At 35.6% G+C, this 26,330-nt stretch carries 19 protein-coding genes; 4 read left to right on the forward strand and 15 right to left on the reverse strand.

Features of this window, described 5'->3' with window-relative positions:
* Window positions 1-17: 17 nt before the first annotated feature.
* From QVA17_RS01975 to glgB, 3 genes are all read right to left on the reverse strand, one after another.
* On the reverse strand, window positions 18-1,583 hold the full coding sequence (locus tag QVA17_RS01975; RefSeq protein ID WP_287386105.1) for a flagellin N-terminal helical domain-containing protein: 1,566 nt from the start codon (window positions 1,581-1,583) through the stop codon (window positions 18-20).
* 154 nt (window positions 1,584-1,737) lie between these two features.
* Window positions 1,738-4,800: a DUF6240 domain-containing protein gene (locus QVA17_RS01980; RefSeq protein WP_287386107.1), complete on the reverse strand. Its 3,063-nt coding sequence runs from the start codon at window positions 4,798-4,800 to the stop codon at window positions 1,738-1,740.
* A gap of 80 nt (window positions 4,801-4,880) precedes the next feature.
* The gene (glgB, locus tag QVA17_RS01985; RefSeq protein WP_287386108.1) at window positions 4,881-6,881 is read right to left on the reverse strand and encodes a 1,4-alpha-glucan branching protein GlgB; all 2,001 of its coding nucleotides are present in this window, start codon (window positions 6,879-6,881) and stop codon (window positions 4,881-4,883) included.
* Between the two features lie 237 nt (window positions 6,882-7,118).
* Between glgB and QVA17_RS01990 the strand changes: the two genes are divergently transcribed.
* Window positions 7,119-8,087 (forward strand): phospho-N-acetylmuramoyl-pentapeptide-transferase, encoded by a 969-nt coding sequence (locus QVA17_RS01990; protein WP_027431088.1) that lies wholly within the window; start codon window positions 7,119-7,121, stop codon window positions 8,085-8,087.
* 58 nt (window positions 8,088-8,145) lie between these two features.
* Here the strand turns inward: QVA17_RS01990 and QVA17_RS01995 are convergent, their stop codons facing one another.
* A complete protein-coding gene (locus tag QVA17_RS01995; protein ID WP_287386112.1) occupies window positions 8,146-9,126 on the reverse strand; it encodes a 3'-5' exonuclease in 981 nt (326 codons plus the stop codon).
* A 416-nt stretch (window positions 9,127-9,542) separates the two neighbouring features.
* Here QVA17_RS01995 and QVA17_RS02000 point away from each other — a divergent pair, with 416 nt between their 5' ends.
* Window positions 9,543-10,781, forward strand: a complete 1,239-nt coding sequence (locus QVA17_RS02000) for a hypothetical protein (protein ID WP_287386114.1) — start codon at window positions 9,543-9,545, stop codon at window positions 10,779-10,781.
* 174 nt (window positions 10,782-10,955) lie between these two features.
* On the opposite strand, the gene QVA17_RS02005 is transcribed toward QVA17_RS02000, so the two are convergent.
* The 6 genes from QVA17_RS02005 to QVA17_RS02030 all read right to left on the reverse strand — a co-directional run bounded on the left by QVA17_RS02005 (window position 10,956) and on the right by QVA17_RS02030 (window position 17,704).
* On the reverse strand, window positions 10,956-11,804 hold the full coding sequence (locus tag QVA17_RS02005) for an ECF transporter S component (protein WP_287386116.1): 849 nt from the start codon (window positions 11,802-11,804) through the stop codon (window positions 10,956-10,958).
* A gap of 1 nt (window position 11,805) precedes the next feature.
* Window positions 11,806-13,557, reverse strand: a complete 1,752-nt coding sequence (locus QVA17_RS02010) for an ABC transporter ATP-binding protein (RefSeq protein WP_287386118.1) — start codon at window positions 13,555-13,557, stop codon at window positions 11,806-11,808.
* Complete coding sequence (locus QVA17_RS02015) at window positions 13,550-14,443, reverse strand: energy-coupling factor transporter transmembrane component T (protein ID WP_287386119.1); 894 nt, start codon at window positions 14,441-14,443, stop codon at window positions 13,550-13,552. The genes QVA17_RS02010 and QVA17_RS02015 overlap by 8 nt, the downstream gene beginning before the upstream one ends.
* 12 nt (window positions 14,444-14,455) lie before the next feature.
* Window positions 14,456-15,322 carry a DUF4430 domain-containing protein gene (locus QVA17_RS02020; protein ID WP_287386120.1) on the reverse strand — a complete coding sequence of 289 codons (867 nt, stop codon included), beginning with the start codon at window positions 15,320-15,322 and terminating at the stop codon, window positions 14,456-14,458.
* A gap of 345 nt (window positions 15,323-15,667) precedes the next feature.
* Window positions 15,668-16,585, reverse strand: a complete 918-nt coding sequence (locus QVA17_RS02025) for a DUF3881 family protein (RefSeq protein WP_027431095.1) — start codon at window positions 16,583-16,585, stop codon at window positions 15,668-15,670.
* Window positions 16,586-16,606: 21 nt separating this feature from the next.
* On the reverse strand, window positions 16,607-17,704 hold the full coding sequence (locus QVA17_RS02030; RefSeq protein WP_027431096.1) for an HD-GYP domain-containing protein: 1,098 nt from the start codon (window positions 17,702-17,704) through the stop codon (window positions 16,607-16,609).
* A 487-nt stretch (window positions 17,705-18,191) separates the two neighbouring features.
* On the opposite strand from QVA17_RS02030, the gene adhE reads away from it, so the two are divergent.
* The gene (gene adhE / locus QVA17_RS02035; RefSeq protein ID WP_287386123.1) at window positions 18,192-20,828 is read left to right on the forward strand and encodes a bifunctional acetaldehyde-CoA/alcohol dehydrogenase; all 2,637 of its coding nucleotides are present in this window, start codon (window positions 18,192-18,194) and stop codon (window positions 20,826-20,828) included.
* A 63-nt stretch (window positions 20,829-20,891) separates the two neighbouring features.
* A complete protein-coding gene (locus QVA17_RS02040; protein ID WP_287386125.1) occupies window positions 20,892-21,659 on the forward strand; it encodes a phosphotransferase family protein in 768 nt (255 codons plus the stop codon).
* Between the two features lie 238 nt (window positions 21,660-21,897).
* Here QVA17_RS02040 and QVA17_RS02045 read toward each other — a convergent pair whose 3' ends face one another.
* The 5 genes from QVA17_RS02045 to QVA17_RS02065 all read right to left on the reverse strand — a co-directional run bounded on the left by QVA17_RS02045 (window position 21,898) and on the right by QVA17_RS02065 (window position 26,256).
* A complete protein-coding gene (locus QVA17_RS02045; protein WP_287386126.1) occupies window positions 21,898-22,344 on the reverse strand; it encodes a hypothetical protein in 447 nt (148 codons plus the stop codon).
* A gap of 184 nt (window positions 22,345-22,528) precedes the next feature.
* The gene (serS, locus tag QVA17_RS02050) at window positions 22,529-23,818 is read right to left on the reverse strand and encodes a serine--tRNA ligase (protein ID WP_103952681.1); all 1,290 of its coding nucleotides are present in this window, start codon (window positions 23,816-23,818) and stop codon (window positions 22,529-22,531) included.
* 124 nt (window positions 23,819-23,942) lie between these two features.
* Window positions 23,943-24,500, reverse strand: coding sequence for a DUF4446 family protein (locus QVA17_RS02055; RefSeq protein WP_027431101.1), 558 nt, complete (start codon window positions 24,498-24,500; stop codon window positions 23,943-23,945).
* A gap of 49 nt (window positions 24,501-24,549) precedes the next feature.
* Window positions 24,550-25,476 carry a ParB/RepB/Spo0J family partition protein gene (locus QVA17_RS02060; protein ID WP_074521904.1) on the reverse strand — a complete coding sequence of 309 codons (927 nt, stop codon included), beginning with the start codon at window positions 25,474-25,476 and terminating at the stop codon, window positions 24,550-24,552.
* 18 nt (window positions 25,477-25,494) lie between these two features.
* Window positions 25,495-26,256, reverse strand: a complete 762-nt coding sequence (locus tag QVA17_RS02065; protein WP_027431103.1) for a ParA family protein — start codon at window positions 26,254-26,256, stop codon at window positions 25,495-25,497.
* Between the last annotated feature and the right edge of the window lie 74 nt (window positions 26,257-26,330).

The following is a 26,330-nucleotide window of genomic DNA, read 5'->3' on the forward strand; positions in this document are numbered from 1 at the left end:
TTTACAAAGCTGTTTCTTTACTGATTTAAAATCTGTAATACCTCAGCAGGTCTTTGATTAGCCTGTGAAAGAATTGAAGTTGCTGCCTGAGTCATTACTGTGTAGCTTGTGTATTCTGTCATCTCCTCAGCCATGTCAGTATCTGTCATAACTGAAAGTGCCTTTGTAAGATTTTCTGAAGATACGTCTAAGTTATTTTCTGTGTGCTCGAATCTATTTTCATAGGCACCAAGCTGAGAACGAACCTTGTTTAACTTAGTAATGGCGTCATCTACAATGTCAATTGAGAGCTGAGCTGTGTAGCCAGTCATGACATTGATATGTTCTGTCTTTAATGTATAAGTTGAGATTTCAGGTACATTTATAATAATAACCTGATCCTGATTAGCTCCTATATGAACACTTAATGTTCCAACATCAGTTACTTCCTGATTGATTTCTTCTGCTGAACCTGCAATTAAAACCTGTGACTTGCCGCTATTTCTAGTCTTGTCGTTAAATACTGTACCTGATACATTTCCTGGAACATCTAAGACAAATTCCTTGTTATTTACATCTGTAATAGTGATTATTGTTCCCTTTGTAGACATTACTGCTGAGTTTTCAAAGCCTACTCTAGAGGTAACTCCTGACTCTGTAACCGTTGAAAATTCTGCAGTTACATCAGTTCCTTCTGCGATTACCTCATCGTTATAAGCTGCCGGCATACCGAGTAAATTTGCAAGCTCTTGGTTATCACAAGTTATATTTAATTTCTGATCTGAACCATACTGATTTGTCATCATTACAAGGTATGTAGAATTATAAGTTGTTGCTGGCACATATCCTGCATACTCAGTACCGTTAGTCTTTGTGTCGTTGGAATAAGGGTCAACTATTGTAAATGCACTGCCACCGGCATTATTCATGCCTGTAACAATTTTTCCCATAACAGTATCTAGAGTATCTCCTGCCTCAATGTCTACAATATAGCCATTGATGTTAATACCCCCTGCCTGTCCTTCTCCAATTACTTGTGTGTCTGTCATTGTGATTGTTGAACTTGCCACTGCAACTGCCTGTCTTGCATCGCTAGTTACAGTAATGCCATAGATACCAGCTACGAAGTTATCAGTACATTCTAACTGATTAACTCCCTGGTAATCGGAATAAACTCGACGAGTTAAATTTCCGTTAATTAAAGATTGAGTATTAAACTCTGTTTGATCTGAAATTCTATCTATTTCTGAATTGATATTATTAATTTCTTCCTGAATAGATCTACGTTCACTATCAGAGTTAACATCGTTGGCTGCCTGAACTGTTAGTTCCTTAAGTCTTGTAAGCATAGACTGAATCTCTGCCATTGCACCTTCAGCTGTGTTAAGTACTGATATGCCATCAGAGGCATTATTATTAGCCTGATTAAGGCCTCTAATCTGCATTCTCATTTTCTCTGAAATGGCACATCCAGCCGGATCATCTAGGGAACTATTTAATTTATAACCAGATGATAATCTCTCAATTGAGGTAGATAAAGCGTTCTGCGCTTTTTGCAAAGCGTTATTAGAAACGATGGCTGATATATTAGTATTAATTCTCATAGTAAAACCTCTCTTTTTGTCCTCCACCGCCCTGTGAAAAATCTCAAGTATTAACTTCCTTGTACTTTATATATCGGACTTATTTCCCATTTCTTAACGTGACTAGTGCATTTTTATCCTTGTATTGTTTGAATAATCCTTGATGAAAATGCATCTAAACCATTACAGTTACCATATCCCTAGCAATTTCATATAAGCTTTCAGTTGGAATTTGTGTCGCTTTTTTTCTATTTTCATTTTGAAAAATTTCATTAAAAGTTACTTCAGTAAATCCATGCTGATTTCTTAATACAGCCTCTAGATCAGACTTTAAAGTTTCTAATGCCCGGTCGCTGTTTTCAATGCTAAGAGATAAATTTACAGATAAGTCATTAACTTCTAAATTAAGCTCACTGCTGCCATAAGTTTTGCTGTTTAATTTAATTGCAAGACTAGATACTTCCTCCTCACTAACAAGGCTCACATTCATAATTCCTAGGCCTTCTTCAGTCATATAGGGGATTTTGTAGTCTCTTTCTTTTGCTCTATTAGCAATATAATTAAACTGTCTTGTGGACTTTCTATACATATCAAACAACTGGTAATCAAGATCATCAATTGGATTGTTTATATCTGTTAATCTTCCTTCTATTAAAGCTTCAAGTTCTTCCTTACTAGCATCTACAAGTTCAGAAATATAATTTGATAAGTCTGGCTCATGTCCGATTTTTTCAATAACATTTTCAAGATTATCAATTTTATTATTCTTATCAAACTTATAGTTCTCATAAGTTGCCAAACTAATATTAGAAGACTGCATAAACTCACTGACAGCTTTTATGTTACCAATATTTACTGCCATGTCGTTTTCTTTCAATTCTTCATAAAGCCTATCTTCTGCGCTTCCATCCTCTAAATTAGCGGCATCTGTTAACTCCCTTACATATCGGTAATCTAGCTGTCTTTCTAGTTCTGGGTCATACTCACTATTTAAGTCATTAACAAAATCCTCCACCCCTTCACTTAAGATTCCATACTTATCATCTACCTTCTTAAGAGTATTAGGAGTAATTAGTTTCTCGCTATTCATAAATAGAGAAGTGTAATAATTTACCTCACCAGAAACCTCTGCCAAGCCAGTATCCTCACTAATAAGTTCGTCAATACCTGCATGCTTCCTGCTTTCATAAGCTGTCATTAAATTAGACATGGTTACAGAGCTACCCTGCTTAATTAACCTGCCCACAGATTCACCTGCATCACGAGTAAAGATGTTCATCATCTGATAAATACCTATAAACATCTTTCTCTCGGACTTTGTAATATTATCTGTCTGGTCTAATTTATACAAAAACTTAGAAAACTTCTCTTCATTTAATAGACTTGCCCCATCATTCTCTAAAATTAAGAACTTATTAAGGTCATTAATATCCGCATCCATTGGATTAATGCCCTCTCTAATCATCTTTAGGACAGTCTCTGGCTTCATATTGTTAATAAGATTTTTAAGGGTCTCGTTGACCTCCTTAATCTTGTCTACATTTTCCTTAGTCTCCTCCATGCCATTAAGGGCAAGGATTCTAATAGCGTCTTTGTTAGCCTGATTATAATCTAGGCCAAGGCTATCCATAAGGCTCTCGGCACTATTATTAACCGCCTTAACTATAGAGTCTCCAAGATCAGCCCTAATCTGTGTTCCCACAGTTTCCACTGTGTTATTGTATCTGTCAAAGCTCTTCTTTAGCTGGCCCGCAAGACTTGCAGTGTAAGAAAGAGTCATGGTCTGAATCTGACTATTAGTATTAAGCATCTTATTGAAAATGTATATCGGAGATTCCTTTATCTCTTCTAAGGCCATTTCTGTTTCCACTAAGCTAGTCAAGCTCTCCCTATCAAGGTCTGTAGCAAGTATGTTATTGCTTGCTGTTGTGACATTTTTATAGAGCTCTTCATTTAATTTAGAAATAGGTGTAGTCATAATCTTATCCGCATTGTTAATAAGGAAAGACCTTGCACTAACACTCATAAGAATTCTAGTTTCAAGTAAAGTTACATATGCCTTATTTGTCTCATTTGTTCTAAAATCTATTTCATCTTCTAGCTGGAAATCAGCTAAAACTTCTAAATCTTTCTCATAGTTATCTTCTGGCTCAGTATCTATATAAGAATTTCTGCTAATCTCCTGCTTAAGGTTTTCAATAGTTAATTCTCTATTTCTAGATAGCAAGCTTTCAACTTCACTATAACTAGCGTCATTTACCACTTCAAAGCTTTCAGCTACAGTTTCTAATTTTGAAAATTTACTAGTTAAATCTATCTCGCCTAAGTCCCTTGAAATCAGCTTATTTTCTAGCATTTTATCAATTACTGAGGCCTTTCCTAGCATAGATTTCATATCCGAAATATTCAAAGAATCTAGAGCCTCTAACTTTTCAAGATTTTCTGAAGTTACGGCAATATCACTGCGTAAAAGTGTCTTTGCATTTTCAAAAGCCGCTGATAAATCATCACAGCCAGACTCCTGTACTAGGCGCACTAACTGTGGTTTCATGCTATCTAAATCCGCTTCACTTATCTGGCTTTGTCTATTAGCGCTTGTGCTTGTGGCAAACTCTGCTGTATATAAATCCTTAATAGATGCAGATAGATTATTCTCTACAATATAGAGTTTTGCAGAACTTGATAGTTCTTCTAATTTGTCCAATTTATTCAAATTTTCCTGGATTGTGTTTAGATCCTCTTCCTCTAATTGCACACCAAGACCTTGTAATTTATCTTCGATTTTATTGGCTAAGACCTTCGAGCCTGTAGCATTTTCAATAGCCTCCTTACTAACTCCAGTGCCATATGCCCTATAGTTTTTACAGTGCATAGAAAGCTCAACTCTAATCTTATCAATTATGCTTAGCATCTCTTCTTTAGAGCTATCTGTAAGATTATAACCATCCTCTCCAAGCTCTACTGCTTCACTTCCTGATAGCTTCTTCATAAGGGCATTTAAGCCAATCTTAGCATCTGTAGCACTTTGCATAATCTGAGACTTTACATCATCAGCTTCCTTTAATAAGTCATCATAGGAGCTTGAAATCTTCTTCTCCCCCTTAGACACGACAACAGCGGCAAATGTGTCTTTCACACCTGCCGTGTTATCTAGGGTTTTATTTAATATATTTATAGAAGGACTGTTTTCCTTAATTTCACTTTTAATAAAATTACTTCCATCAATATTTAATGCCATAAAAAACTCCTTACCTGCCGCTATAATCATCTCTATGATTATTATCGGAAGTAAGGAGTTAAAATATAAGTTAATGTTTTTTACTTAATTTTTGTTGGTAATACCTTGCTAACATCACCATCAAATTCATAAACGTTAATGCCGTATTTATCAAGATCTACAAGGAGTGAGTTATCATATCCATCACAATTTCCCTCAACTGAAGAAATTGTTTTTTTCATGTTTTCCTCATCATTTCCAAGTACTAATTTATACTTGCCAGCAATTGGTGCGCCCACTCTAAAGGATGGACGCTCAATTGGTGTAAAGTTAAGTACGAAGAGTAAATTTTTCTTCTTATTAGGACTAACTCTAATGAAGGATAAAACGCTGTTGTCCTTGTCGTTAGCATTAATCCATCTAAAGCCCTTATCATCGTAGTCAGTCTCGTAAAGGGCTGGATATTTCTTATATAGCTTCATACATTTTGCTGTAAATTCCTGCATATCCTTGTGAGACTCATCATCAAGCAAGTACCAATCAAGGGACTTCTTCTCGCTCCACTCATTCCACTGGCCAAATTCCTGACCCATGAAAAGTAGCTTCTTTCCTGGATGTCCAGCCATATAAGCGTAGGCAAGCTTAAGATTTGCAAACTTGTCTTCCCTATCTCCTGGCATCTTTCCAAGCATTGAGCACTTAAGGTGAACTACCTCGTCGTGAGACAATACTAATATGAAGTTCTCGCTATATGCATACATTAATGAAAATGTAATTCTGCCGTGATTAAACTTTCTAAAGTAAGGATCAAGCTTCATATACTCTGTGAAATCATGCATCCAACCCATGTTCCACTTAAATGTAAAGCCTAAGCACTCACCATTATCTGGATCACCTGAAACCATTGGCCAAGCTGTAGACTCCTCAGCAATAGAAATTGCCTGTGGGAATCTCTTTCTAAGCATGCTATTAAAGTGCTTTAAGAAGCTCATAGCTTCAAGGTTTCCGTTATCACCATATTTATTAGGAATCCAATTTCCATCTGTTCTACCATAATCAAGGTATAACATAGAAGCAACGGCATCAACTCTAAGTCCATCCACGTGGAACTTATCAACCCAGTAAAGGCCATTTGCTATAAGGAAGTTAGAAACTTCATTTTTCTCATAATCAAAAACTAATGTACCCCAGTCAGGATGCTCTCCCTTTCTTGGATCAGCATACTCGTAAACGCAGCTGCCATCAAACTTTGCAAGTCCATGGGCATCTTTTGGAAAATGTGCTGGAACCCAGTCAAGGATTACACCAATCTTCTTTTTATGCATGTAATCTACAAAATACATAAAGTCCTCAGGTGTACCATATCTTGCTGTTGGAGCATAATAACCTGTTACCTGATAGCCCCAAGAGCCATCAAAAGGATACTCTGCAATACCCATAAGCTCAATGTGAGTATAGCCCATGCTTGATACATATTCTGCAAGTTCAGGTGCAATCTCTCTATAATTAAAGAAACCATCATCTGAATCTTCTACCTTCTTCTTCCATGAACCAATATGACACTCATAGATTGACATAGGAACCTTTAAATGGTCTTCCTTCTTCTTCTCTTCAATCCACTTGCTATCCTTCCATGTGAAATTGTTTAAATTGGTAATCTTAGATGCTGTTGCAGGTCTTAATTCTGCTGCATTAGCGTATGGATCAGCCTTATAAAGAGCCTTTCCTTCTTGAGTTATAATTAAGAACTTATATAATTGATTTTCCTTAGCGCCCTCTATAAATAATTCATAGACACCGCCATCAGAAATTTTAGTCATATCATAGCCGTAAGCATCCCAATTATTGAAATCACCTACAACATAGACTTCTCTAGCTCTTGGAGCCCAAACAACAAAATAAACGCCCTCTTTTCCATCTTTAGTACAAAGATGAGCGCCCATCTTATTATAAATTTCATAATGTGTTCCATTTCCAAAAAGATAAGCATCTACTTCAGTAAATTCTAAGTCCTTGAAATCTGGAATTGTACTCGTTTTAATAACAGTCTTGCTATTATTCTTACCATTATTCTTGCTATTAGTATTTCTAGCCTTACTCATTTTCCTAAACACCTCTTAATTTCTATCCGTAATTAACCATTTTTCTCTATAGTTAATTACATAATTCCCCTGTGTAAATAACTAAACGTTTTTACTTTTTTTAGTTTACCATATTTTAATTATAATTACTAATTATTTTTGACTTTAGGTCATTATTTTTTTGCCCTTTTTCTAGCTTTGTGATATACTTACGCGTGAAAAAAATTTAACCAGTTAGAAAACTTATGGGAGGCCATTATGTTTATATATTTATTAGGCGATGACTACTTTAAGTGGATTACACTTTTAGGCGTTATTTTCGCATTTGCATTAACATTTGTTTCAATTTCACTTGCAAAGAGAGTCCTACCTCGAGATGCTGGTAGAGCCTTTGCTATAAATGGTTCAAAGTCTGTTGGTAAGCCACGAGGCGCAGGTCTTGTATTTATCCTTACCTTCACAATTTCGACTTTGTTTTTCGTTAAGGTAAATACTGAGCTTTGCATTTACTTAGTATTAATTATTTTAGAGATGCTTTCAGGTTATTTTGATGATGCTTCATCAAAGCCTTGGGGTGAATTAAAGAAGGGCCTTATTGATTTAGCTATTTCAATTGTAGCTGCAGTAACTTTCCTACACTTTAACCCTAACACTTTTAACCTTGCATTATTTGATAAGACAATTACACTTAATCCAATTGTCTATGGCATCTTAATTATTATTTTAATCTGGGCAAGTATTAATGTTACTAACTGCTCTGATGGTGTAGATGGTTTATGTGCTTCACTTTCAATCATTACACTTACAACAACTTATGTCTTATTCCACGAAATAGCTAGTTTAGAAGTGCAGTACAGACATATCGTTATGCTTATGGTAGTTTGCTTACTTGCTTACCTTTGGTTTAATGCATCTCCAAGTCAGTTACTTATGGGGGATGCCGGTTCAAGAGCCATTGGTATCTTTATTGCCATTACATTCTTAAAGCTACACAGTCCATTCTTATTTATCTTAATGGCACTTATGCTTATTATTGATGGTGGCCTTGGTCTTGTTAAACTTACAATCATGAGAGTATTTAAGACTAAGAACTTTATGAAGAATATTAGAACACCAATCCATGACCATATGAGAAAAAACAAGGAATGGTCAGATACACAGGTGGTTATTAGATTTGTAATTATTCAGTTAATCATTGGACTTGCAGTAATCTATGCCCTTGTTTAAGATTTGTTTTTGTAAAAATGTGACATTTAATCTAAATAAAAAAAGCTGAGAATTAATATTAATTCTCAGCTTTTTTTCTAGCATTTCTTCTTTCAGCTTGTCTTTTTAGACGCTTATGTTCACGTTCTTTTGTTTGTTTATCTTTAATTTTTTGTGCCCCTGTTATGTCCGTTTTTTTCATAATTCTAATAGCAAAATACTGACCATTATCTGCCTGCTTTATTCTAAAACGTCCCTTTATAAGACCATGATCTGGGCATTCAAAAAGTCCATAATAAACCTTTGAATTAGTGGCAAACCACTTAATCTTACGGCGCATCTGCTTACCGCAATAAATGCAGTTACAAGCTCTTACGATTCTATCATCAGCCGCACGTTCCCTAGTATCAAAACCTCTAGAGATATATTTTTCATATTCACCATAATTCTGATAAATCTCTTCACGACGTGTGTTAGGAATGAAGTAAGTATCAATACTTGTGTAGTGACCTACTTTATTTAAATCGATTCTTTGCAAGACCTTCGCTGTATAATGGGCATCTGATAATGCAGAATGATATTCTTCTGTCTCTCTAATCTTTAATTCTTGAATGGCACTCTTTAAATTCACCTTGTCTTTTCCGTTCAAAAACATGTAGCTATAAAGCTTTTGAACATCTAGGTAAATAAAGGGCCTTGGAAAATTAATCGGAACTTCGTAGTGTTTCATGTTTCTTTGAAGCTCTGTTAAATCCATACTTCCCCAAATAGCAAAACTATAATCATCACCGCACCAATCTAAAAATTCTGTGATAGCATTTTCAAATAAATCACCTTTAGCTAAATCGCCTTCAGTCAAGTGAATTACTTTTCTTACTGCGGATTGAAGCTTAGTATATACTCTTGGTTTTATAACTCTATGCCATTCACCCTTGTATCTAAGCTTGGAATCTAGCTTTACAGCGCCAATCTCTATGATTTCAAAGGGCATATGAGCTAAAGAATTAACCTTTCCGGAAGCGCTTTGGTTCCATTCAAGGTCCAATACTATATAATTCATAAAATATTAATGCTCCTCTTGGTCTATTCTAACCTAATGGTATTATATCTAATATTTAGAATATAATAAAGCGTTTTTCTAATTGACTTGCTAGAACTATATCTGTAAACTTAGATTGCGCGCAAGGAATATGGTTAGAATCCATAGCAGCTCACTCTACTGTATTTTGATACATTTAGTTTATGGTTATTACTAGTTTTTCTTACTTGCAAACGCCACTGATATCTAGGTCAGGTAAATTAGTCCTCTTAATTTACTTAAAAGATATATAGGGATATCTAATAGGACCTTTTTATTGGGAAGGCAAAACTAAGTGGTTAAGCATTAAGTCAGGATATTTGCCCGCAAATTTTATTTTTTGTCACCTGGTGAGAGGATTTGACATATGATGATTATTCATCGGGAGGAAAATTAATATGAAAAAAATGAAACGTAGTCTTTCATTTATCGCTGGACTTGTATTAGTTCTTGGCCTTGTATTTAACCAGGCTAATACTACATTTGCAGCAATCAATGAAAGCCAACCAAGTCTATCAGAAGTAACTAGTTTAGCTAAAGAAACCGCTAGCTACGTACTTTCAGAAGATAGCGCACTTTTAACTAGTGTTACAAGCAACTCGGAATTTAGAACAATTTCTAGAGACTTAATTCTTGCAAATCAGGTTGGTTTAGATGTATCAAGTCAGATTAACACATTCCTTGAAACAGCTAAGACTTTATTTGCTGAAGGTGGCTTACTTAACGAAGCATCTAACACAAGTGGTTACTATGCTGCCAATTATGCAGAACTTATTGAACTTGTAAATATTACAAATCAGGATGCAAGTAACTTTAATGGAGTTAACCTCTACGCTGCATTTAATGATTCTTTAAAGGATGTTACAGTTGCCAATCTTTCAGACAGCAAATATTTTAATCCATACTTAATTAGTGAAATACATGCTTGTCTTTCAAGTTATAGCGCTAATTTAACTGATTATGAAACTATTAACGCCAATTTAAACGAAGCTGTTATGACTATTACAGATGCTAACGGTGTTGTTTACTGGGGTTATTCTGCTGATAATGATGGTAATACTTTATCCGGATTTACAGATTTTTATAACTCAAACTCTGAATTTGCTGCAATTATTGATTCACTTGTAGCAAAACACACATCTACAACAGCAACAAGCGATGGAACAGTTTATACAGATCCAGAAACTGGTGCCGTTTATTCATGGGGTGCCCTAAATCCAGATTCAACAGCTCTTTCTTTAGCATTCCTTTCAGAATATGGGGATGCCACTGCAGCAGCTATTAAGTATAACGCTCTTGTAGAAAACTTTAAGTCATCTACAACAACTGGCGCTTTTATTGGATACGATAGCCTTTACTCTTCAAGAGATGCATTAATTGGTCTCGCTGCATATCTTCAGTATGGCAATTTAGTTGATGCAACTGTAGATACTAACACAGAAACTGAAACTGCTACAGCTAATTCAGTAGAAGCTAGCCAAGTTGCAGCTAATCAAGATACGGTTTCTACATCAGAAACTAGTGCTTCAGATGTAAAAGCAGCTGATAATTCTATGGCAAATGTTTTCGTAATTCTTATGGCAGCTTCAGCAGTACTTTTAGTTGTTACAACTAAGAAAAACGCAGAAGTTAAGTAGAATTACTATGATTTAAACTTGAACGCAGTGTAAGCAATCCCCCGCTTCAAAAGCGTAAGCTTTAAGCGGGGGTATAAAGCTTACTAGATAAAATAAAAGAGATAGATGAAATTCACTAATCCTTGTACTTATAATTAATTTCATCTATCTCTTATTTTTTGTAAAAATACGACATCAATACATACCGTACTTTATCTTTATTCTTTCTAGTTTCTGAGTTATACCATCACACATCAAAAAGCAGCAAATACTTGCTGCAAAGGCATGGCTTAAATCATAGGGAATGCCAGTAATATACATAAGTTTCAGGCTCTCAAGGGAGATATAAGATTTGCCCCCGCCTATAAAGGTTGAGCTTGTAATTAAAGCTGCAAAATTCATGATTCCACCATAGATTACAAAAACCACCACAAAGGTAAATATACTTACGGTCACCACATTTGTAGGAATCTTTCTTTTATGAATTATGATATAGATTAGAATCCCAATTAGTCCAAAGACATAAAGTCTAAAGCCAAAGAAACTCTCACCTTCATCTCTTGTAAACAAATAGATTATAAAGCCTATTAGTTCAGAAAAGATTATTATTACAAGAGGTTCTAGGCTTGCTCTTAAACCCGTATTAATATTGCTTTTTAGCAGTTCCTTTTTATCTGTAAAATGTCCGATTAATTCAACTTTTGAGAAAGCAATTCCTGATATGGCGCCAATAAGGCCCCATGCCAACATTTGCCAAGGTGTCCACATACCCTGTCCCATAAAGAAATTACATACAAATCTTGCAAGGGTACCAACTAGGAAGCCTGCCTCTGCTCCAAGTCCTATTCCAGATAGAATTACTAGGGAGGTTCCTGCGTGCAGTGGGATTGTATAAGCTGATATTAAATTTGCCACAACGCTTAGTGCTGACATCATAGCGATTAAAACCACTTCTCTTGCCTTTAGCTTTTTTCTTTTATAGTGAATTGCCAAAGGAATCATGGATAAAATCAGCATAAAACTCGATATTAACCAATAACTCATATTACCAGTCCTTTGAAAGATTATTTATTTTATCAACGTCTGATAGCTTGATGCAATTTTTGAATAAATCAGACATAATTCTATTAACGCTTGTTGTAAAAAACATATTACCAGAGAAGAATTTTCTTACTTTATCTCTACTTGCAATGTTCTTATCAAAGAGTAATGCGCAGCTATTAGCGTGATTAGCCGCCCATTCAAGGTCATGTGTCACTAGTAAAATAGTCATCTTTTCACTTTTAACTAGTCCCTCTAATCTCTTTGCTAATTCTTCCTTAAAAAATACATCTAGGCCTTTAGTTGGCTCATCTAATAATAAAATGTCTGGCTTCATAAGAAGCACCTTTGCTAGGGCAAGTTTTTGAGCCTCGCCACCACTTAAATCATAAGGGTGCATTTTCCTTGCAAATAAAAGTCCCATACTTTTAAGACTGTCCTCTACAATTTGCTTCTTCTCCTCAAGACTTAATCCCTTATAAAGAGCCGGATTAGACATTATTACCTCTGCTAACTCCTCTTCTAGACTAACTTCTGTAAAGATGGTTAGAGGGTTTTGAGGTAAGGCAATAAGGCGCTTATCCTTCATGTATTTAATCTTACCAGTCTTTGCTTTATAAACCTTTGTAATAAGCTTTAAAAGTGTGGATTTACCCGCTGCATTACCTCCAAGTATAGCTGTAATCTCCCCTTCATTGATATCTAAATTAAGATTTGAAATTACATCCTTATTGGAATCTTTGTAAGAAAAGGACAAATTCTTAATTGAAATAATCGGACACTTCTTATCTGATTTATTCTCTGTATTTTTGAGAGTATTATCTGCCTCTGCTTCAGAATCTTCTAGGAACTTTTCCACATTTTTTCTAATATTATCTGGCATATCCACAAATTCATTGTTTATCCACCTTCTAACTTGTGGAATAGTAATTTTATCTGTCTTACCTGAGAGTTTTTCATAAACTAAAACAGGCTTTGGAAGAGACATCTTTAGCTCACTATTTAATTCATTAAGTCTTGTTATTAATCCATCTTTATTACCTGCATAAATAAGCTTTGAAGAATCTAAGGCAAACACAGTATCTGCCCATTCGAATACATTTTCCAAATTATGCTCAATCATAATAATGCTTGTGCCAAGGTCCCTGTTTAGTGACACAATCTGGTCTAGGAAGCGCTTTGATGCCACTGGATCAAGCTGGGCTGTAGGTTCATCAAGGAGTAAAACTTTAGGTCTTGTAACCATAACTGAAGCTAGATTTACTAGCTGCTTTTGGCCTCCTGATAGTGTATTAGTCTTTTTCTCATACCAACTAGAAATGCCAAAATACTCAGCCATCTCAGCCACTCTACTTCTAATGCTACTGTTATCTAGACCAAGGTTTTCAAGGCCAAAGGCAAGTTCATGCCAAACTGTATCTGTAACAATCTGATTATCTGGATTCTGGCTTACAAAGCCTATATTTTCCGTCTGACTTCTTAAGTCCATCTGGCTTATTTCCTGGCCTTTAAAGCTTACGGTTCCGCTATATTTACCTGCTGGCATAAGGCTTGTTTTTAGCATCTTAAGTAAGCTTGTTTTTCCAGAACCTGACTTTCCAATCACAAGGTTTATTGTGCCCTCAAACACCTTTAAATTAATGTCTTCAAGGGCTAGTCTATCGCTGCCGCTATATGAGAAGCTAAAGTTTTTAAATTCGATAATATTATTCTCGTCATTATTTCTATTAATTTCTGTATTAAAATTATCAGTCATTATTCATCGCCTCCCATATCTTATAGATAATTTCCTGGATAATTGGCAATAGGGCAAAACTAGCAAAAACTATAAGCCCTAATATATTGAAAATGTCCCATTTATTCAAAATTATCACAGGTAAATAATATACTCTAAAGCCCTTAGTTACTAACACTGCAATCATGTAGACTAGGGCTAAACTTTCTAAGATTATAAGCCCTATATCTAGGCCTTTAAAATTGAATCTATTGTAACTTGTTCTGCCTTTTAGGCCATAGCCTCTGCTCTCCATGGAATTAGCCGTCTCTATGGAGCTTTCTAGGGACCATCCCACAAGAATTGAGACTTCCTTAAGCCTATTTCTAATAGTGGCTATATGGCCCGCATTTGGCCCTATACGGCCCATTGCAATCTCACCCTCATGTATTTGCTCTAATCGCTCTCTCATAAGGGGAATGAAGCGTAAAATCATTGTAAAAAATAGACCTAGAGTTGGAGATAACTTTCCGAATAGGTAGTATATTTTCTCAGAATCTAGTAGCTCTCTTAAAACCATGCACCAAACCACTCCTGCGATTAACATAAGGCTTACAATGCCGCCATAGATGTAGTTTTCCTTATAGACCGCGGATTCATTTACATAAAAAAGAACAGTCTGGCCTGTGTGATAGAAAAGGGGCTGAATTAAAATCATAAATATAAGAATTGGTATGCTAAAAAATATGATATGAACTAGCTTAGCCTTCCTTCCCTTTAGAAATACTAAAACTGCAATGCCTGAAATCAGTGAAAGGGAAAGTAGTAGAGGATTAAGGCTACTCATAGTTACAATTAGCATGCCAAGAATGTATATTAATAGCACCAAAGGATGCATCTTTGTAAAAAATGGACATCTACTATTCATCTTGCCTCTCCTTTAATATCCTTTATAGTCTCCCCAATTAGTGGTATACCACCAACAAATGTAATCACCATCTGTTAGTTTTTTTGCGCCTGCTCCTGAATTTATCAATTTAGTATCGTGATTTAAATAATAGGTCCAGCCACTGAAATCTGCCGAGCCTCCAAAAATCTTCTCGCCAAAGCCTGCAATTTGTGAAACATAGCCTCCTCTATTAGTAATTGAAATTCCGTTTTTATTGGCTACTGCCACAAGGGCATCAAGTACTGTTGAACCCTCTTCAAGATAAAGAGTTTCATAGGCAATACCACCATTAGATGGGATGCTTGCCTTAACTGTATCTGATAATCTGCTGTAATTGCTTTCTTCAAGAAGCACAGCTACTGTAATTCTAATAGTCACTTTAATGTAGTTCTTGCCTGAATTAGTTGAGCTAGAACTAGTTGTATTAGAACTGCCACCAGATGTACTTTCTGAGGAGTTTCCTGAACTGCCTGTCAAACTTCCTGAAGCACTAGCTGCGTTATCAGTTGTTGTTATACTAGAACTTTCATTAGCGCTATTTCCACTTTCAGTTCCTTCACTAGTTTCTTGGCCCTCTATGTCCGTTTTATTCAAATCTGAAGAACTTGTGGATTCCCCTTGTTCATCTGTCACTGCTCCAATATCACTAGCTATATCTTCTAAATTACTATCCGACTCATCATCTAGATTCTCTTCGTATTCTTTTGCAAGTGATTCCTGCTCGCTAGCAATCCTACTAGCATCCTCATTGTACTGCTTCACGCTCCTAAATCTAAGGTTTGCCGCAACTGTAATTACAAGGGCTAGGACAATTATAACGCTTCCTATGAGCTTAATATTTCTATACTTATTAAACATAATTTTTCTTTCTTAACTTAAAGGATAAATTTGCCTGTTACATTAAATTATAGTAAAAAAGGGCATGAGATTTAGCTTATAAATCTTATGTCCCTTCTACATTTCTATTGCTTTCTTAATTAAAATGTTCCCACCCAGAGTCGAACTGGGGATTGAGACTTAGGAGGTCCCCGTTATATCCACTTAACTATGAGAACATAAAGCTTTAAGCCTTGTTTAAAGGCTAATTGGCTTACGCATGCTATTTTATCACACAGTAAATTCGAGGTCAACTTCTACAAAATACTTAATAAAAAACTAGCTACGATAAGTAGCTAGTTAATATTCTCATTTTAGTTTGCTTTTTTAGAATTTTACATTACCCTGTAACCAAATCTGGCCCTTAAATCTTCTGCCAATTTCTGGCTCGCCCATTAAGTGCTTTGCATTAATTACTGTGGTAATCACAAGGCCGTTGCAGTCTAGAAGCATTATGTACATTTTCTCACCAGTATAAATATTCTCCTCTGTTTTAAGCTCTAGGATCTCGCCCACAACTGAGTATTGGTCGCACTCCACGCCACATGGCATAAAGGTTGAGTCAATGATTGTGAAAATGTCCTCCTTAGTGATTCTTTGTGAAAGCTCATTGTACTTGTCCATATCCTCTATGGTTAAGCTCTCAATGGCGTTCTCATCGCCTTTTTTAGCAGCCTGAATTAGGTTCTTTCTTGACTCTTCTTCCTTAGCAGATCTCTTAATCTTCTTTTTCTTCGCTGTTGGAAGAAGGATTAAACCACCAAGAGAGAGGGCTGTTAGAGCCACTTTTTTATTTCTAATTGCCTGCTTTGAAATGGCATTTCTCACGTCTGGATTGAACTTTTCAAGCTTAAATTCCTTTCCACTAAAGAGATAATCGAAATAATCCATTACATTTTGCAAATAAAAAATCAGGGTAACGCCCGTCTTTAGCTCATCGCAAATCACTGCGTAGGATTCCTTATCTAAATGTCTCTCCACCGTAAGTTCTTCATTATCCGTTACTCTAGTGCCCACAACGAAGGGATAATAATATTCGTACTTAAAATTATCACCATCGTATCTACCAAAAATGTAGAGGCCTGTGGACTCACTTAGGCGCAGAATTATCACGCCTCTATCTAGCTTTTCATGTCTTACGACAAATCCTTCTTTTAAACTTTCCTCAATACCTAATTTAATGAATTCTTCTTCCTTTTCGGAGGTCAAATCACTAAATCCCACTGCTCTAGTATATATGTTCATAAAATCACTCGTTTCTATAATTTATTCTGTATCAACAATGAACATTGTGAGCTCTGTCATAAGATTCTTCTCAATATTTTCTTCGTATGGTGTACCATCTGCGTGGAAGGTCATTTTTATAACAGGTCTATCTGTATATTCACGATTCTGCCTTATTACCACACCCTTTTCACCCTTATCAGTAATTACTGTAATGCCAACAGGGAAGGCTGCCACGGAGTCTAATAATTTTTCTGTAATAGCCGCGTCAAATGTAGTTCCTGCGTGCACCTTCAGATACTCAATGGCCTCATAAATCTTTAATTTTCTGTTTCCGATTCCACTTATGAGACTATCAAATTCATCACATATTGATACGAGTTTTACCTCTGACCTTAGTTTATCACCTGTTTGCTGAAAAGGATAGCCTGAACCATCAATTCTTTCATGATGAAGTAAAATAATCTCCTTTGCCACATCTGTTATCCAAGTTTCATCCTGAAGAGAACTATAGCCAAATATAGTGTGTTTCTTGTATTCAATGGCATCTTTGTCGGACATATCGGACTCTGTCACATTTATATAAGGTACCTTAATATAGCGCAAACCTATATCGTGAAGGATTGCACCAAGAGATACATTTCTAACCTGTTTCTCGCTCATTCTTAGACGTAGAGCCATAATTGTAGAGAGGGAGCACACATTTAAACAATGAGTATACATATCTGTACTGACATTTCGAATCTCCGTAATGTTAGTAATTACCTCTGGTTCCTCAAGTACAGAGTCAATGATTCTCTCCGCTTCTCTTCCGATTTGCTTAAGTTCCTCATTGTGTTTGTAAATGTGCTTCTCTAAAACAGATTTGATTACTTCTCTAGAATTTTCAATTGTTTCCTCAACCTTATAAACATGTACAGTTTCCCCTTGTTTAGGAATTTCTACATGATTTTCTTCCTTAGTTTCATTAACAAGATCGTCCTTAATATAGACTTCATACAAACCTATATTGTGGATACGGTTTATTAAATCACTTGTGAGCACCACATCTGCGTGAATTAATACGATGTCGTTGTCAGAAACTACAGGTAATGCCAATATTTCATTGCCTTTTAAGCTATCTACACTCACCTTTTTCATAGCCTACCCCACTTAATGCTGCATTTGATCTGGTTTATAAAATTATCACGTTCAAGTACTTTATATCTATGTATACCTTCTGTTAATTTTTTAGCATAAAAATATAGCTAGCACTTGCAATTAATTATAAAATAACATATATTTAATAATATATCAATTAGTTGTGGAATAAAAAAAATATTACTAGTAAATGTACAAATTTTTAGGTGAAATTGCTTGTTATTTTTTTAACAGTTTCTATTGACACGGGTTATTTCTCATGGTATATTGACCTTGTTAATTAATTATCAAACTTCGTTAGAAAAGTAACTTTTCCTTTAGAGCTACTTTTTACCTAAATTAGAAGCGTAAAGCGCTGCTTACGTTTCTAAAGAATTTATTTACGATATGAAATATAGACCTCCCTTAATTAGCAACAACGTTTTATCTATATTTCTTTATCCGGGTCGTAAGTCAAATTTATTGGCAGCGCAGAAATGAGGAGATTATGTCAGAGAAACAGAAAACATTAGTCGTTGACACAGTCGAAGCTCTTGAAGAAAAGCTTAATTCAGTAAGAAAAGCACAGCGTGAATTCGCTACATTTTCTCAGGAACAGGTAGACAAGATTTTTAGAGCAGCAGCTCTTGCAGCTAACAAGGAAAGAATTCGTCTTGCTAAGTTAGCAGTTGAAGAAACAGGAATGGGTATCGTTGAAGATAAGGTTATCAAGAACCATTTCGCTTCTGAGTATATCTACAATAAGTACAAGGACACAAAGACTTGTGGTGTTCTTGAAAGAGATACAGCTGCTGGTATTACTAAGATTGCAGAGCCTATCGGTGTTGTTGCTGCTGTTATTCCAACAACAAACCCTACATCAACTGCTATTTTTAAGACATTAGTATCTTTAAAGACTCGTAATGGTATTATCATCAGTCCTCACCCAAGAGCTAAGGGTTCAACAATTGAAGCTGCTAGAGTAGTTCTTGAGGCTGCAGTTAAGGCTGGTGCTCCAGAAGGTATCATTGGTTGGATTGATGTTCCATCTCTTGACTTAACAAATATGCTTATGAAGGAAGCTGATATCATCCTTGCAACTGGTGGTCCTGGTATGGTTAAGTCAGCTTACTCATCAGGAACTCCTGCACTCGGTGTTGGTGCTGGTAACACTCCTGCAATCATTGATGAAACAGCAGATATTACATTAGCTGTTAACTCAATCATTCATTCTAAGACATTTGATAATGGTATGATTTGTGCTTCAGAACAGTCAGTAATCGTTGATAAGAAGATTTACGATGCTGTTAAGAAGGAATTTGAAGACAGAGGATGCTATTTCTTAAATAAGACAGAAACAGAAAAGGTTAGAAAGACTATCCTTATTAACGGTGCCTTAAATGCTAAGATCGTTGGTCAGAAGGCTGCTACTATTGCTGGTCTTGCTGGTGTTAAGGTTCCAGAAGATACAAAGATTATTATCGGTGAAGTTACTTCAGTTGATATTTCTGAAGAATTTGCTCATGAGAAGCTTTCACCAGTTCTTGCTATGTACAAGGCTGATGACTTCGAAGATGCTATGGATAAGGCTTCACACTTAATCGCTGATGGTGGTTTTGGTCATACTTCTTCACTTTATATCAACATTCCTACACAGCAGGAAAAGATTGCTAAGTGGTCAGAAGCTATGAAGACTTGCCGTTGCTTAATTAACACACCTTCTTCACAGGGTGGTATCGGTGATATCTATAACTTCACTCTTACTCCTTCACTTACTCTTGGTTGTGGTTCTTGGGGTGGTAACTCAGTTTCAGAAAACGTTGGAGTTAAGCACCTTATTAATATCAAGAATGTCGCTGAGAGGAGAGAAAATATGCTTTGGTTTAGAGCACCTGAAAAGGTTTACTTCAAGAAGGGTTGTCTTCCAGTAGCTCTTGATGAATTAAAGAACGTTATGGGTAAGAAGAAGGCCTTCATCGTAACTGATCAGTTCCTTTACAAGAACGGTCATATTAAGAACATTACAGATAAGCTCGATGAAATGGGTATCCAGTATACTTGCTTCTATGATGTAGCTCCAGATCCAACACTTGCTTGTGCTAAGGCTGGTGCTGAAGCTATGAGATTATTTGAACCAGATACAATCATTGCTATCGGTGGTGGTTCTGCTATGGATGCTGGTAAGATCATGTGGGTTATGTATGAGCATCCAGAAGCTGACTTCGAAGATATGGCAATGCGTTTCATGGATATTAGAAAGAGAATTTACACATTCCCTAAGATGGGTGAAAAGGCTTACTTCGTAGCTATTTCTACTTCATCTGGTACAGGTTCTGAAGTAACTCCATTCGCAGTTATTACAGACGAAAAGACAGGTTTAAAGTATCCTTTAGCTGATTATGAATTACTTCCTAATATGGCTATTGTTGATGCTGATATGCATATGACTCAGCCTAAGGGCTTAACAGCTGCTTCAGGTTTTGATGCATTAGTTCATGCTTTAGAGGCTTATGCTTCTATCATGGCTACAGAGTTTACAGATGGTATTTCTCTTAAGGCTATTAAGACTATATTTGATTATTTACCATCTGCTTATGAAAATGGTGCTAACGACGCTAAGGCTAGAGAAAAGATGGCAGTAGCTAGCTGTATGGCTGGTATGGCATTTGCTAACGCATTCCTTGGTGTTTGCCACTCTATGGCTCATAAGCTTGGTGCTTACCATCACTTACCACACGGTGTTGCAAATGCAATTCTTCTTACAGAAGTAATGAAGTTTAATGCCGTTGACGTACCTACTAAGATGGGAACATTCCCTCAGTATCAGTATCCACATTGTAAGGAACGTTACGTAGAGGTTGCTGAATTCTTAGGTATCCAGGGTAAGAACGATGATGAGAAGTTTAACAAGCTCATCGATAAGATTGAAGAACTTAAGCATACAATCGGTATTAAAGATACAATTAAAGATTACGGCATTGAAGAAAAGGATTTCCTTGCTACTCTTGATGAAATGTCAGAGATGGCCTTCGATGATCAGTGTACAGGTGCTAATCCAAGATATCCACTTATCAGTGAAATCAAGGAAATGTACATCAAGGCTTACTATGGTAAGGTTGTTGATATCACAAAGAAAACAAAGTAATTATATTTTAGATTAGAACAAAGCTTTTTATGGGGACTATTTAGTAGTAGAAAGGATGAGCACATGAAAAAATTAATAGCTGAAAATAAGTTAAAATCCGTTTATTTAGACGGTAACAAGGTAACTAAGGTTTTTGACAAGAAGTATAATAAGTCAGACGTTTTATATGAAGCTCTTAATACAGCTCGTGTAGAAGATGCTGGGGCAAAGATACCTAAGCTTTTATCAGTTGATGTAGCTGATGGACAGTGGAGTATCACAAGTGAGTATGTAGAAGGACCAACTCTTACTGAGTTAATCAAGAAGTATCCTGATAAAACTGAGGAATACATCAAGAAGATGGTAGAATACCAGGTAGATTTCCAGAAAAAATCTAACCCTCTCCTACTTGTTTTAAAAGATAAGTTAAAGAGACAGATTGATTCACTCACTGAAATTGATAATTCAACAAAATATGAACTTCAGACAAGACTTGATTCTATGCATAATCACACAAAGCTTTGTCACGGTGATTTTTGTCCAGACAATATTATCGCCGATGTAGATAAAGATGGTAACATTAAGGGTCTTACTGCTGTAGACTGGGTACATGCTACTCAGGGTAACGCTTCTGCAGATATTGCTAATACTTATCTTTTACTTAAGCTTCAGTATGGTGAAGCTAGTGAAATTGCAGATAAGTACATGGATGAATTCTGTAAGTTAACTAACACACAGAAGACATATGTTACTACATGGCTTCCAATTGTAGCTGCAGCTAGATTAGCTAAGGACAAGAAGGAAGAAAAAGACTTGCTTGAGAAGTGGATTAATGTCGTTGATTTCCAGTAATATTAATCTCCTTTAAATATAATAATGTGTAATAGATTTGATATTAATTTCTTCTCATTTCAACACAAGAAACGCTCCTAGCCAAGCTAGGGGCGTTTTTGATTTTATATTTTTTTCTGAAAATGTATCTATTATTGATCCTTTAAATCTGTAAAATTTACTGTGTAATTTTCAGACATTTTTCAATGATTTCTTTTGTAAATTTTAGACATTATATCAATTTGTTCTTTTGTAAAATTTAGACCTTCTTAAAACTAAAGTCCTTAAATTCAAATTCACCCTCACCCTCGTATCTAAAGAATATAGCGAATATTTCTCCTTCTATTAATGGGAATTTATCTGTATTAAAACTTGTCCATGTCTCATTTTTACAATTTAACTCAAAGCAAATATTTACATTTTCATAAGTGCTATTCTTATAAATAAGCTTTATATTAAATTTACCTTTAGCCTCTCCACGAATTGTTAGATTAAGGGTCATATTAGTGGACTTAGAAGAGTTTGTAAATGTAGTAGGAGCTGTAGGAGGCTGCAATTCAAAGTACTTATAGCCAATCACACATGTATTATGAATATGTGAAACATACTGGTCTTCTCCTACTTCTCTGTCAGGGCCATCTTGGCTTATTCTAAGGCTATTTAGAGCCTTTTCTTCCTTCTCCTTATAATTTATCCCATCAATCAAATTACAGGCTATCTCCAAAGATATGTGGCTCCCCGTCTGGCACATATTCATAACTTGGTAAAAATGGATTCACTGCCTCTTTCATAAAATCCCCCTATATAAAATCATTTTCTTATAAAAAAATCTGCCTATACCCATTGGATATAAGCAGATTAGTTTTTAAATCTATCGATTAACTATTTAATTACTTTGTAGGTACAAGCTCTGTTTTTCCGCCCATATAAGGTCTTAATGCCTCAGGGATAAGAACTCTACCATCTGCCTGTAAATTGTTCTCTAAGAAAGCAATAAGCATTCTAGGAGGTGCAACACAAGTGTTATTTAATGTATGAGCAAAGTACTTATTCTTATCAGAACCCTGAACTCTGATCTTAAGTCTTCTAGCCTGAGCATCGCCTAAGTTAGAGCATGAACCAACTTCGAAGTACTTCTTCTGTCTTGGAGACCAAGCTTCAACGTCAATTGACTTAACCTTAAGGTCAGCCAAATCGCCTGAACAGCACTCAAGTGTTCTTACAGGTACATCGAGTGTTCTAAAGAAATCTACAGTGTTCTGCCATAACTTATCGAACCACATCTTGCTTTCTTCTGGCTTACAAACAACGATCATTTCCTGCTTTTCAAACTGGTGAATTCTGTAAACACCACGCTCTTCAATACCGTGAGCACCCTTTTCCTTACGGAAACATGGAGAGAAACTTGTAAGTGTCTTTGGAAGTTCTTCCTCTGGTGTGATTGTATCGATGAACTTACCAATCATTGAATGCTCTGAAGTTCCGATTAAGTAAAGGTCTTCGCCTTCAATCTTATACATCATTGCGTCCATTTCATCAAATGACATAACGCCAGTAACTACGCTACTTCTAATCATGTAAGGAGGGATGCAATATGTGAAACCTCTATCGATCATGAAATCTCTAGCATAAGCTGTTACTGCTGAATGTAATCTAGCGATATCGCCCATAAGGTAGTAGAAACCATTACCTGCAACCTTACCTGCTGAATCCATATCAATTCCGTCAAATCTTTCCATAATATCTGTATGGTATGGGATTTCGAAATCAGGTACAACAGGATCGCCGTACTTCTGGATTTCAACATTTTCACTATCATCCTTACCAATAGGTACTGAAGGATCGATAATGTTAGGGATTGTCATCATAATCTTAGTAACTTTTTCATTAAGTTCTGATTCCTTAGCCTCAAGTTCCTTTAACTTTTCAGCCTGAGCGTTTACCTGAGCCTTAACTTCTTCAGCTTCTTCTTTCTTTCCCTGACCCATTAAAGCACCAATCTGCTTAGAAAGCTTGTTACGGTTAGCTCTTAATTCATCAGCTTCTGTCTTAGTTGCTCTAGCCTGAGCATCTAATTCAATAACTTCATCTACTAAAGGAAGTTTTCTATCCTGGAACTTGTTTTTGATATTCTGTTTAACAATATCAGGATTTTCTCTTACAAATTTTAAATCTAACATATTTCCTCATTTCTGCAATTTATGCTTATATATTTTAATTTTAGTGTATATGTTTTATCTATGTCAATTTAGCACTGATATAGTATTTTTTCAACACTAATTTAGTCTTTATTTATGTGAAAATTTACATCTTATTCTGCTGAACTAAATCATTAACTTCTTTACTTAAGTTTGCATCACCAAGACGTCCTGCAAGTGCCTCATTTAAGGCCTTTGCCTCTTCATCGCCAAGCTCTAAGTAAGACTCACCGCGAACGATTTCCTTAATGTAGGCAAAGCAACCTGTGTTACTGTGCATTACATTTACAACATAACCATTATTGGCCTTATCTAACATACATAGAGCAAAGCTTAACTTTCCGCCCATTTCGTGGAAGGCGTCGTATTTAACTATTCCAACCTTTGTAAATGTGTACTCTAACTTTTCGTAAATATCTTTGATAGATTCAGTATTGGCATCTGCAGTTTCCTTTAAGCCCTTAATATCGCCTGTATACTCTCTAATTAGCTTTTCTATGCTCTTTCCTTCCGAGCCTTCCATCATTAATGTGTACTTCTTCTTCATCTTAGAAGCTTTGACAATAGCTACTATTGCAAGTATAAATGCTATAAGTGTAAATCCTATCATGCCAACTAGCACGTATAGTGTATTTACTTCAAACAAACCAAATACGTCTAACATAATTCTACCTTCCTAATATTTAATTTTGCTAATTTTATTTAGCAATTTATTATTTAACCTTATTAAATAGGTCAATAATACGCTCTAACTCAGCCTGAGAATAATATTCAATCTCAATCTTACCCTTGTTGTTATTCTTATTCTTAATAACAACCTGAGTGCCCATAATCTTCTTAAATTTCTCTTCTAAGTCACGGTAAACAAAGTCATTCTCTGGCTTTGGCTTCTCTACCTTTTCTGGCTTATCAAGTTCACGCATAAGCTTTTCTACATCTCTTACGCTTAACTTCTCATCGAAAATCTTCTGAGCAATAAAATACTGCTTATCCTTATCTTCAATTGTAATAATAGCTCTTGCATGACCACTAGACAATTTACCTTCAACTACCATATCTTGTACTCTTGAATCAAGCTTAAGTAATCTAAGAGAATTTGTAATAGCTGTTCTAGATTTAGATACCTTTTCAGCTACTTCATCTTGTTTTAATCTGTAGTCCTTAATCAACCTCTGATATGCAAGTGCCTCTTCAATAGGATTTAAATCCTCTCTCTGGATGTTCTCAATCAAAGCGATTTCCATAACTTCCTGAGTTGTGTAATCCTTAATAATTACAGGTACTTCCTTGACTCCAGCCATCTTAGCAGCTCTCCATCTACGTTCACCTGCAATAATTTCATAGTAGTTATCCTTCTTTTGTACAAGAAGTGGCTGTAAAATGCCATACTGCTTAATAGATTCTGATAGCTCAATTAATGCATCTTCATCGAACATCTTTCTTGGCTGATCTCTATTAGGCTCTACTAATGAAATCTTTACTTTATTCTCAACAGGAACTTCTTTTACTACTTCTTTAACTACTTCAACTTCTTTAATGATTGGTTCTTTACTACTAGTTTCAACTTCAGGAATTAAAGCACCAATGCCTTTTCCTAAGCCTTTACCTAAACCTTTTGTTGCAGTCTTCTTTGTTGCCATAAAATCCCTCACCTTTCACTATTTGTTTCCCATAACTTCTGCAGCTAACATTCTGTAGCTTTCAGCTCCAGATGATTTACTATCATAAATATTAATTGGTAAACCGTGGCTAGGTGCTTCTGCTAGTCTAATATTTCTAGGGATAATTGTCTTGTAAATGTTCTCCTGTAAATTATCTTTTACATTCTCTACGACCTGTAATGATAAATTAGTTCTAGAGTCATACATTGTAAATACAACACCCTCTAATTCAAGTTCTGGATTAAGTTTCTTCTTAACCAAATTAATTGTATGTATTAACTGTGTCAAACCTTCTAGAGCATAATACTCACATTGTATTGGTACTAAAACTGTATCAGCTGCTGTCATAGCATTAACTGTTAGCATACTTAATGAAGGTGGGCAATCAAGAATTATATAATCATACTGATCTCTTACTTCTGTAATTGCACTCTTAAGTGAATACTCTCTATTATCAATATCAATTAAATCAATTTCTGCACCAGCAAGATTTACATTAGATGTGATAATGTCGAGATTATCGACTACATTTTCAATAATTGCATCTCTTATATTACATTCCTGAAGAATTACTTCATACACCGTATTATTGGAACCATCTTTTGATAAACCAAATCCACTAGTTGTGTTACCCTGTGGATCAATGTCGATAACAAGAACTCTCTGACCTGCCTCTGCAAGACAAGCTGATAAATTAATTGCTGTTGTTGTTTTTCCAACGCCGCCCTTCTGGTTAGCAATTGCTATAGTTCGACCCATCTTATACCTCCCATTTTATTTCCTTTTAATAGTTATCTTTAGTGTAAAATATATAAATCAATGACATTAACAAT

The organism is Lachnospira sp. (genome assembly GCF_016290755.1).
In the GTDB taxonomy this organism is placed as follows: Bacteria; Bacillota; Clostridia; order Lachnospirales; family Lachnospiraceae; genus Lachnospira; species Lachnospira multipara.

What these genes read in the sequence shown, in the direction of transcription:
- QVA17_RS01975 (WP_287386105.1), bottom strand. Translation starts at nt 1,583, where the DNA reads ATGAGAATTAATACTAATATATCAGCCATCGTTTCTAATAACGCTTTG.
- QVA17_RS01980 (WP_287386107.1), bottom strand. Translation starts at nt 4,800, where the DNA reads ATGGCATTAAATATTGATGGAAGTAATTTTATTAAAAGTGAAATTAAG.
- glgB (WP_287386108.1), bottom strand. Translation starts at nt 6,881, where the DNA reads ATGAGTAAGGCTAGAAATACTAATAGCAAGAATAATGGTAAGAATAAT.
- QVA17_RS01990 (WP_027431088.1), top strand. Translation starts at nt 7,119, where the DNA reads ATGTTTATATATTTATTAGGCGATGACTACTTTAAGTGGATTACACTT.
- QVA17_RS01995 (WP_287386112.1), bottom strand. Translation starts at nt 9,126, where the DNA reads ATGAATTATATAGTATTGGACCTTGAATGGAACCAAAGCGCTTCCGGA.
- QVA17_RS02000 (WP_287386114.1), top strand. Translation starts at nt 9,543, where the DNA reads ATGAAAAAAATGAAACGTAGTCTTTCATTTATCGCTGGACTTGTATTA.
- QVA17_RS02005 (WP_287386116.1), bottom strand. Translation starts at nt 11,804, where the DNA reads ATGAGTTATTGGTTAATATCGAGTTTTATGCTGATTTTATCCATGATT.
- QVA17_RS02010 (WP_287386118.1), bottom strand. Translation starts at nt 13,557, where the DNA reads ATGACTGATAATTTTAATACAGAAATTAATAGAAATAATGACGAGAAT.
- QVA17_RS02015 (WP_287386119.1), bottom strand. Translation starts at nt 14,443, where the DNA reads ATGAATAGTAGATGTCCATTTTTTACAAAGATGCATCCTTTGGTGCTA.
- QVA17_RS02020 (WP_287386120.1), bottom strand. Translation starts at nt 15,322, where the DNA reads ATGTTTAATAAGTATAGAAATATTAAGCTCATAGGAAGCGTTATAATT.
- QVA17_RS02025 (WP_027431095.1), bottom strand. Translation starts at nt 16,585, where the DNA reads ATGAACATATATACTAGAGCAGTGGGATTTAGTGATTTGACCTCCGAA.
- QVA17_RS02030 (WP_027431096.1), bottom strand. Translation starts at nt 17,704, where the DNA reads ATGAAAAAGGTGAGTGTAGATAGCTTAAAAGGCAATGAAATATTGGCA.
- adhE (WP_287386123.1), top strand. Translation starts at nt 18,192, where the DNA reads ATGTCAGAGAAACAGAAAACATTAGTCGTTGACACAGTCGAAGCTCTT.
- QVA17_RS02040 (WP_287386125.1), top strand. Translation starts at nt 20,892, where the DNA reads ATGAAAAAATTAATAGCTGAAAATAAGTTAAAATCCGTTTATTTAGAC.
- serS (WP_103952681.1), bottom strand. Translation starts at nt 23,818, where the DNA reads ATGTTAGATTTAAAATTTGTAAGAGAAAATCCTGATATTGTTAAACAG.
- QVA17_RS02055 (WP_027431101.1), bottom strand. Translation starts at nt 24,500, where the DNA reads ATGTTAGACGTATTTGGTTTGTTTGAAGTAAATACACTATACGTGCTA.
- QVA17_RS02060 (WP_074521904.1), bottom strand. Translation starts at nt 25,476, where the DNA reads ATGGCAACAAAGAAGACTGCAACAAAAGGTTTAGGTAAAGGCTTAGGA.
- QVA17_RS02065 (WP_027431103.1), bottom strand. Translation starts at nt 26,256, where the DNA reads ATGGGTCGAACTATAGCAATTGCTAACCAGAAGGGCGGCGTTGGAAAA.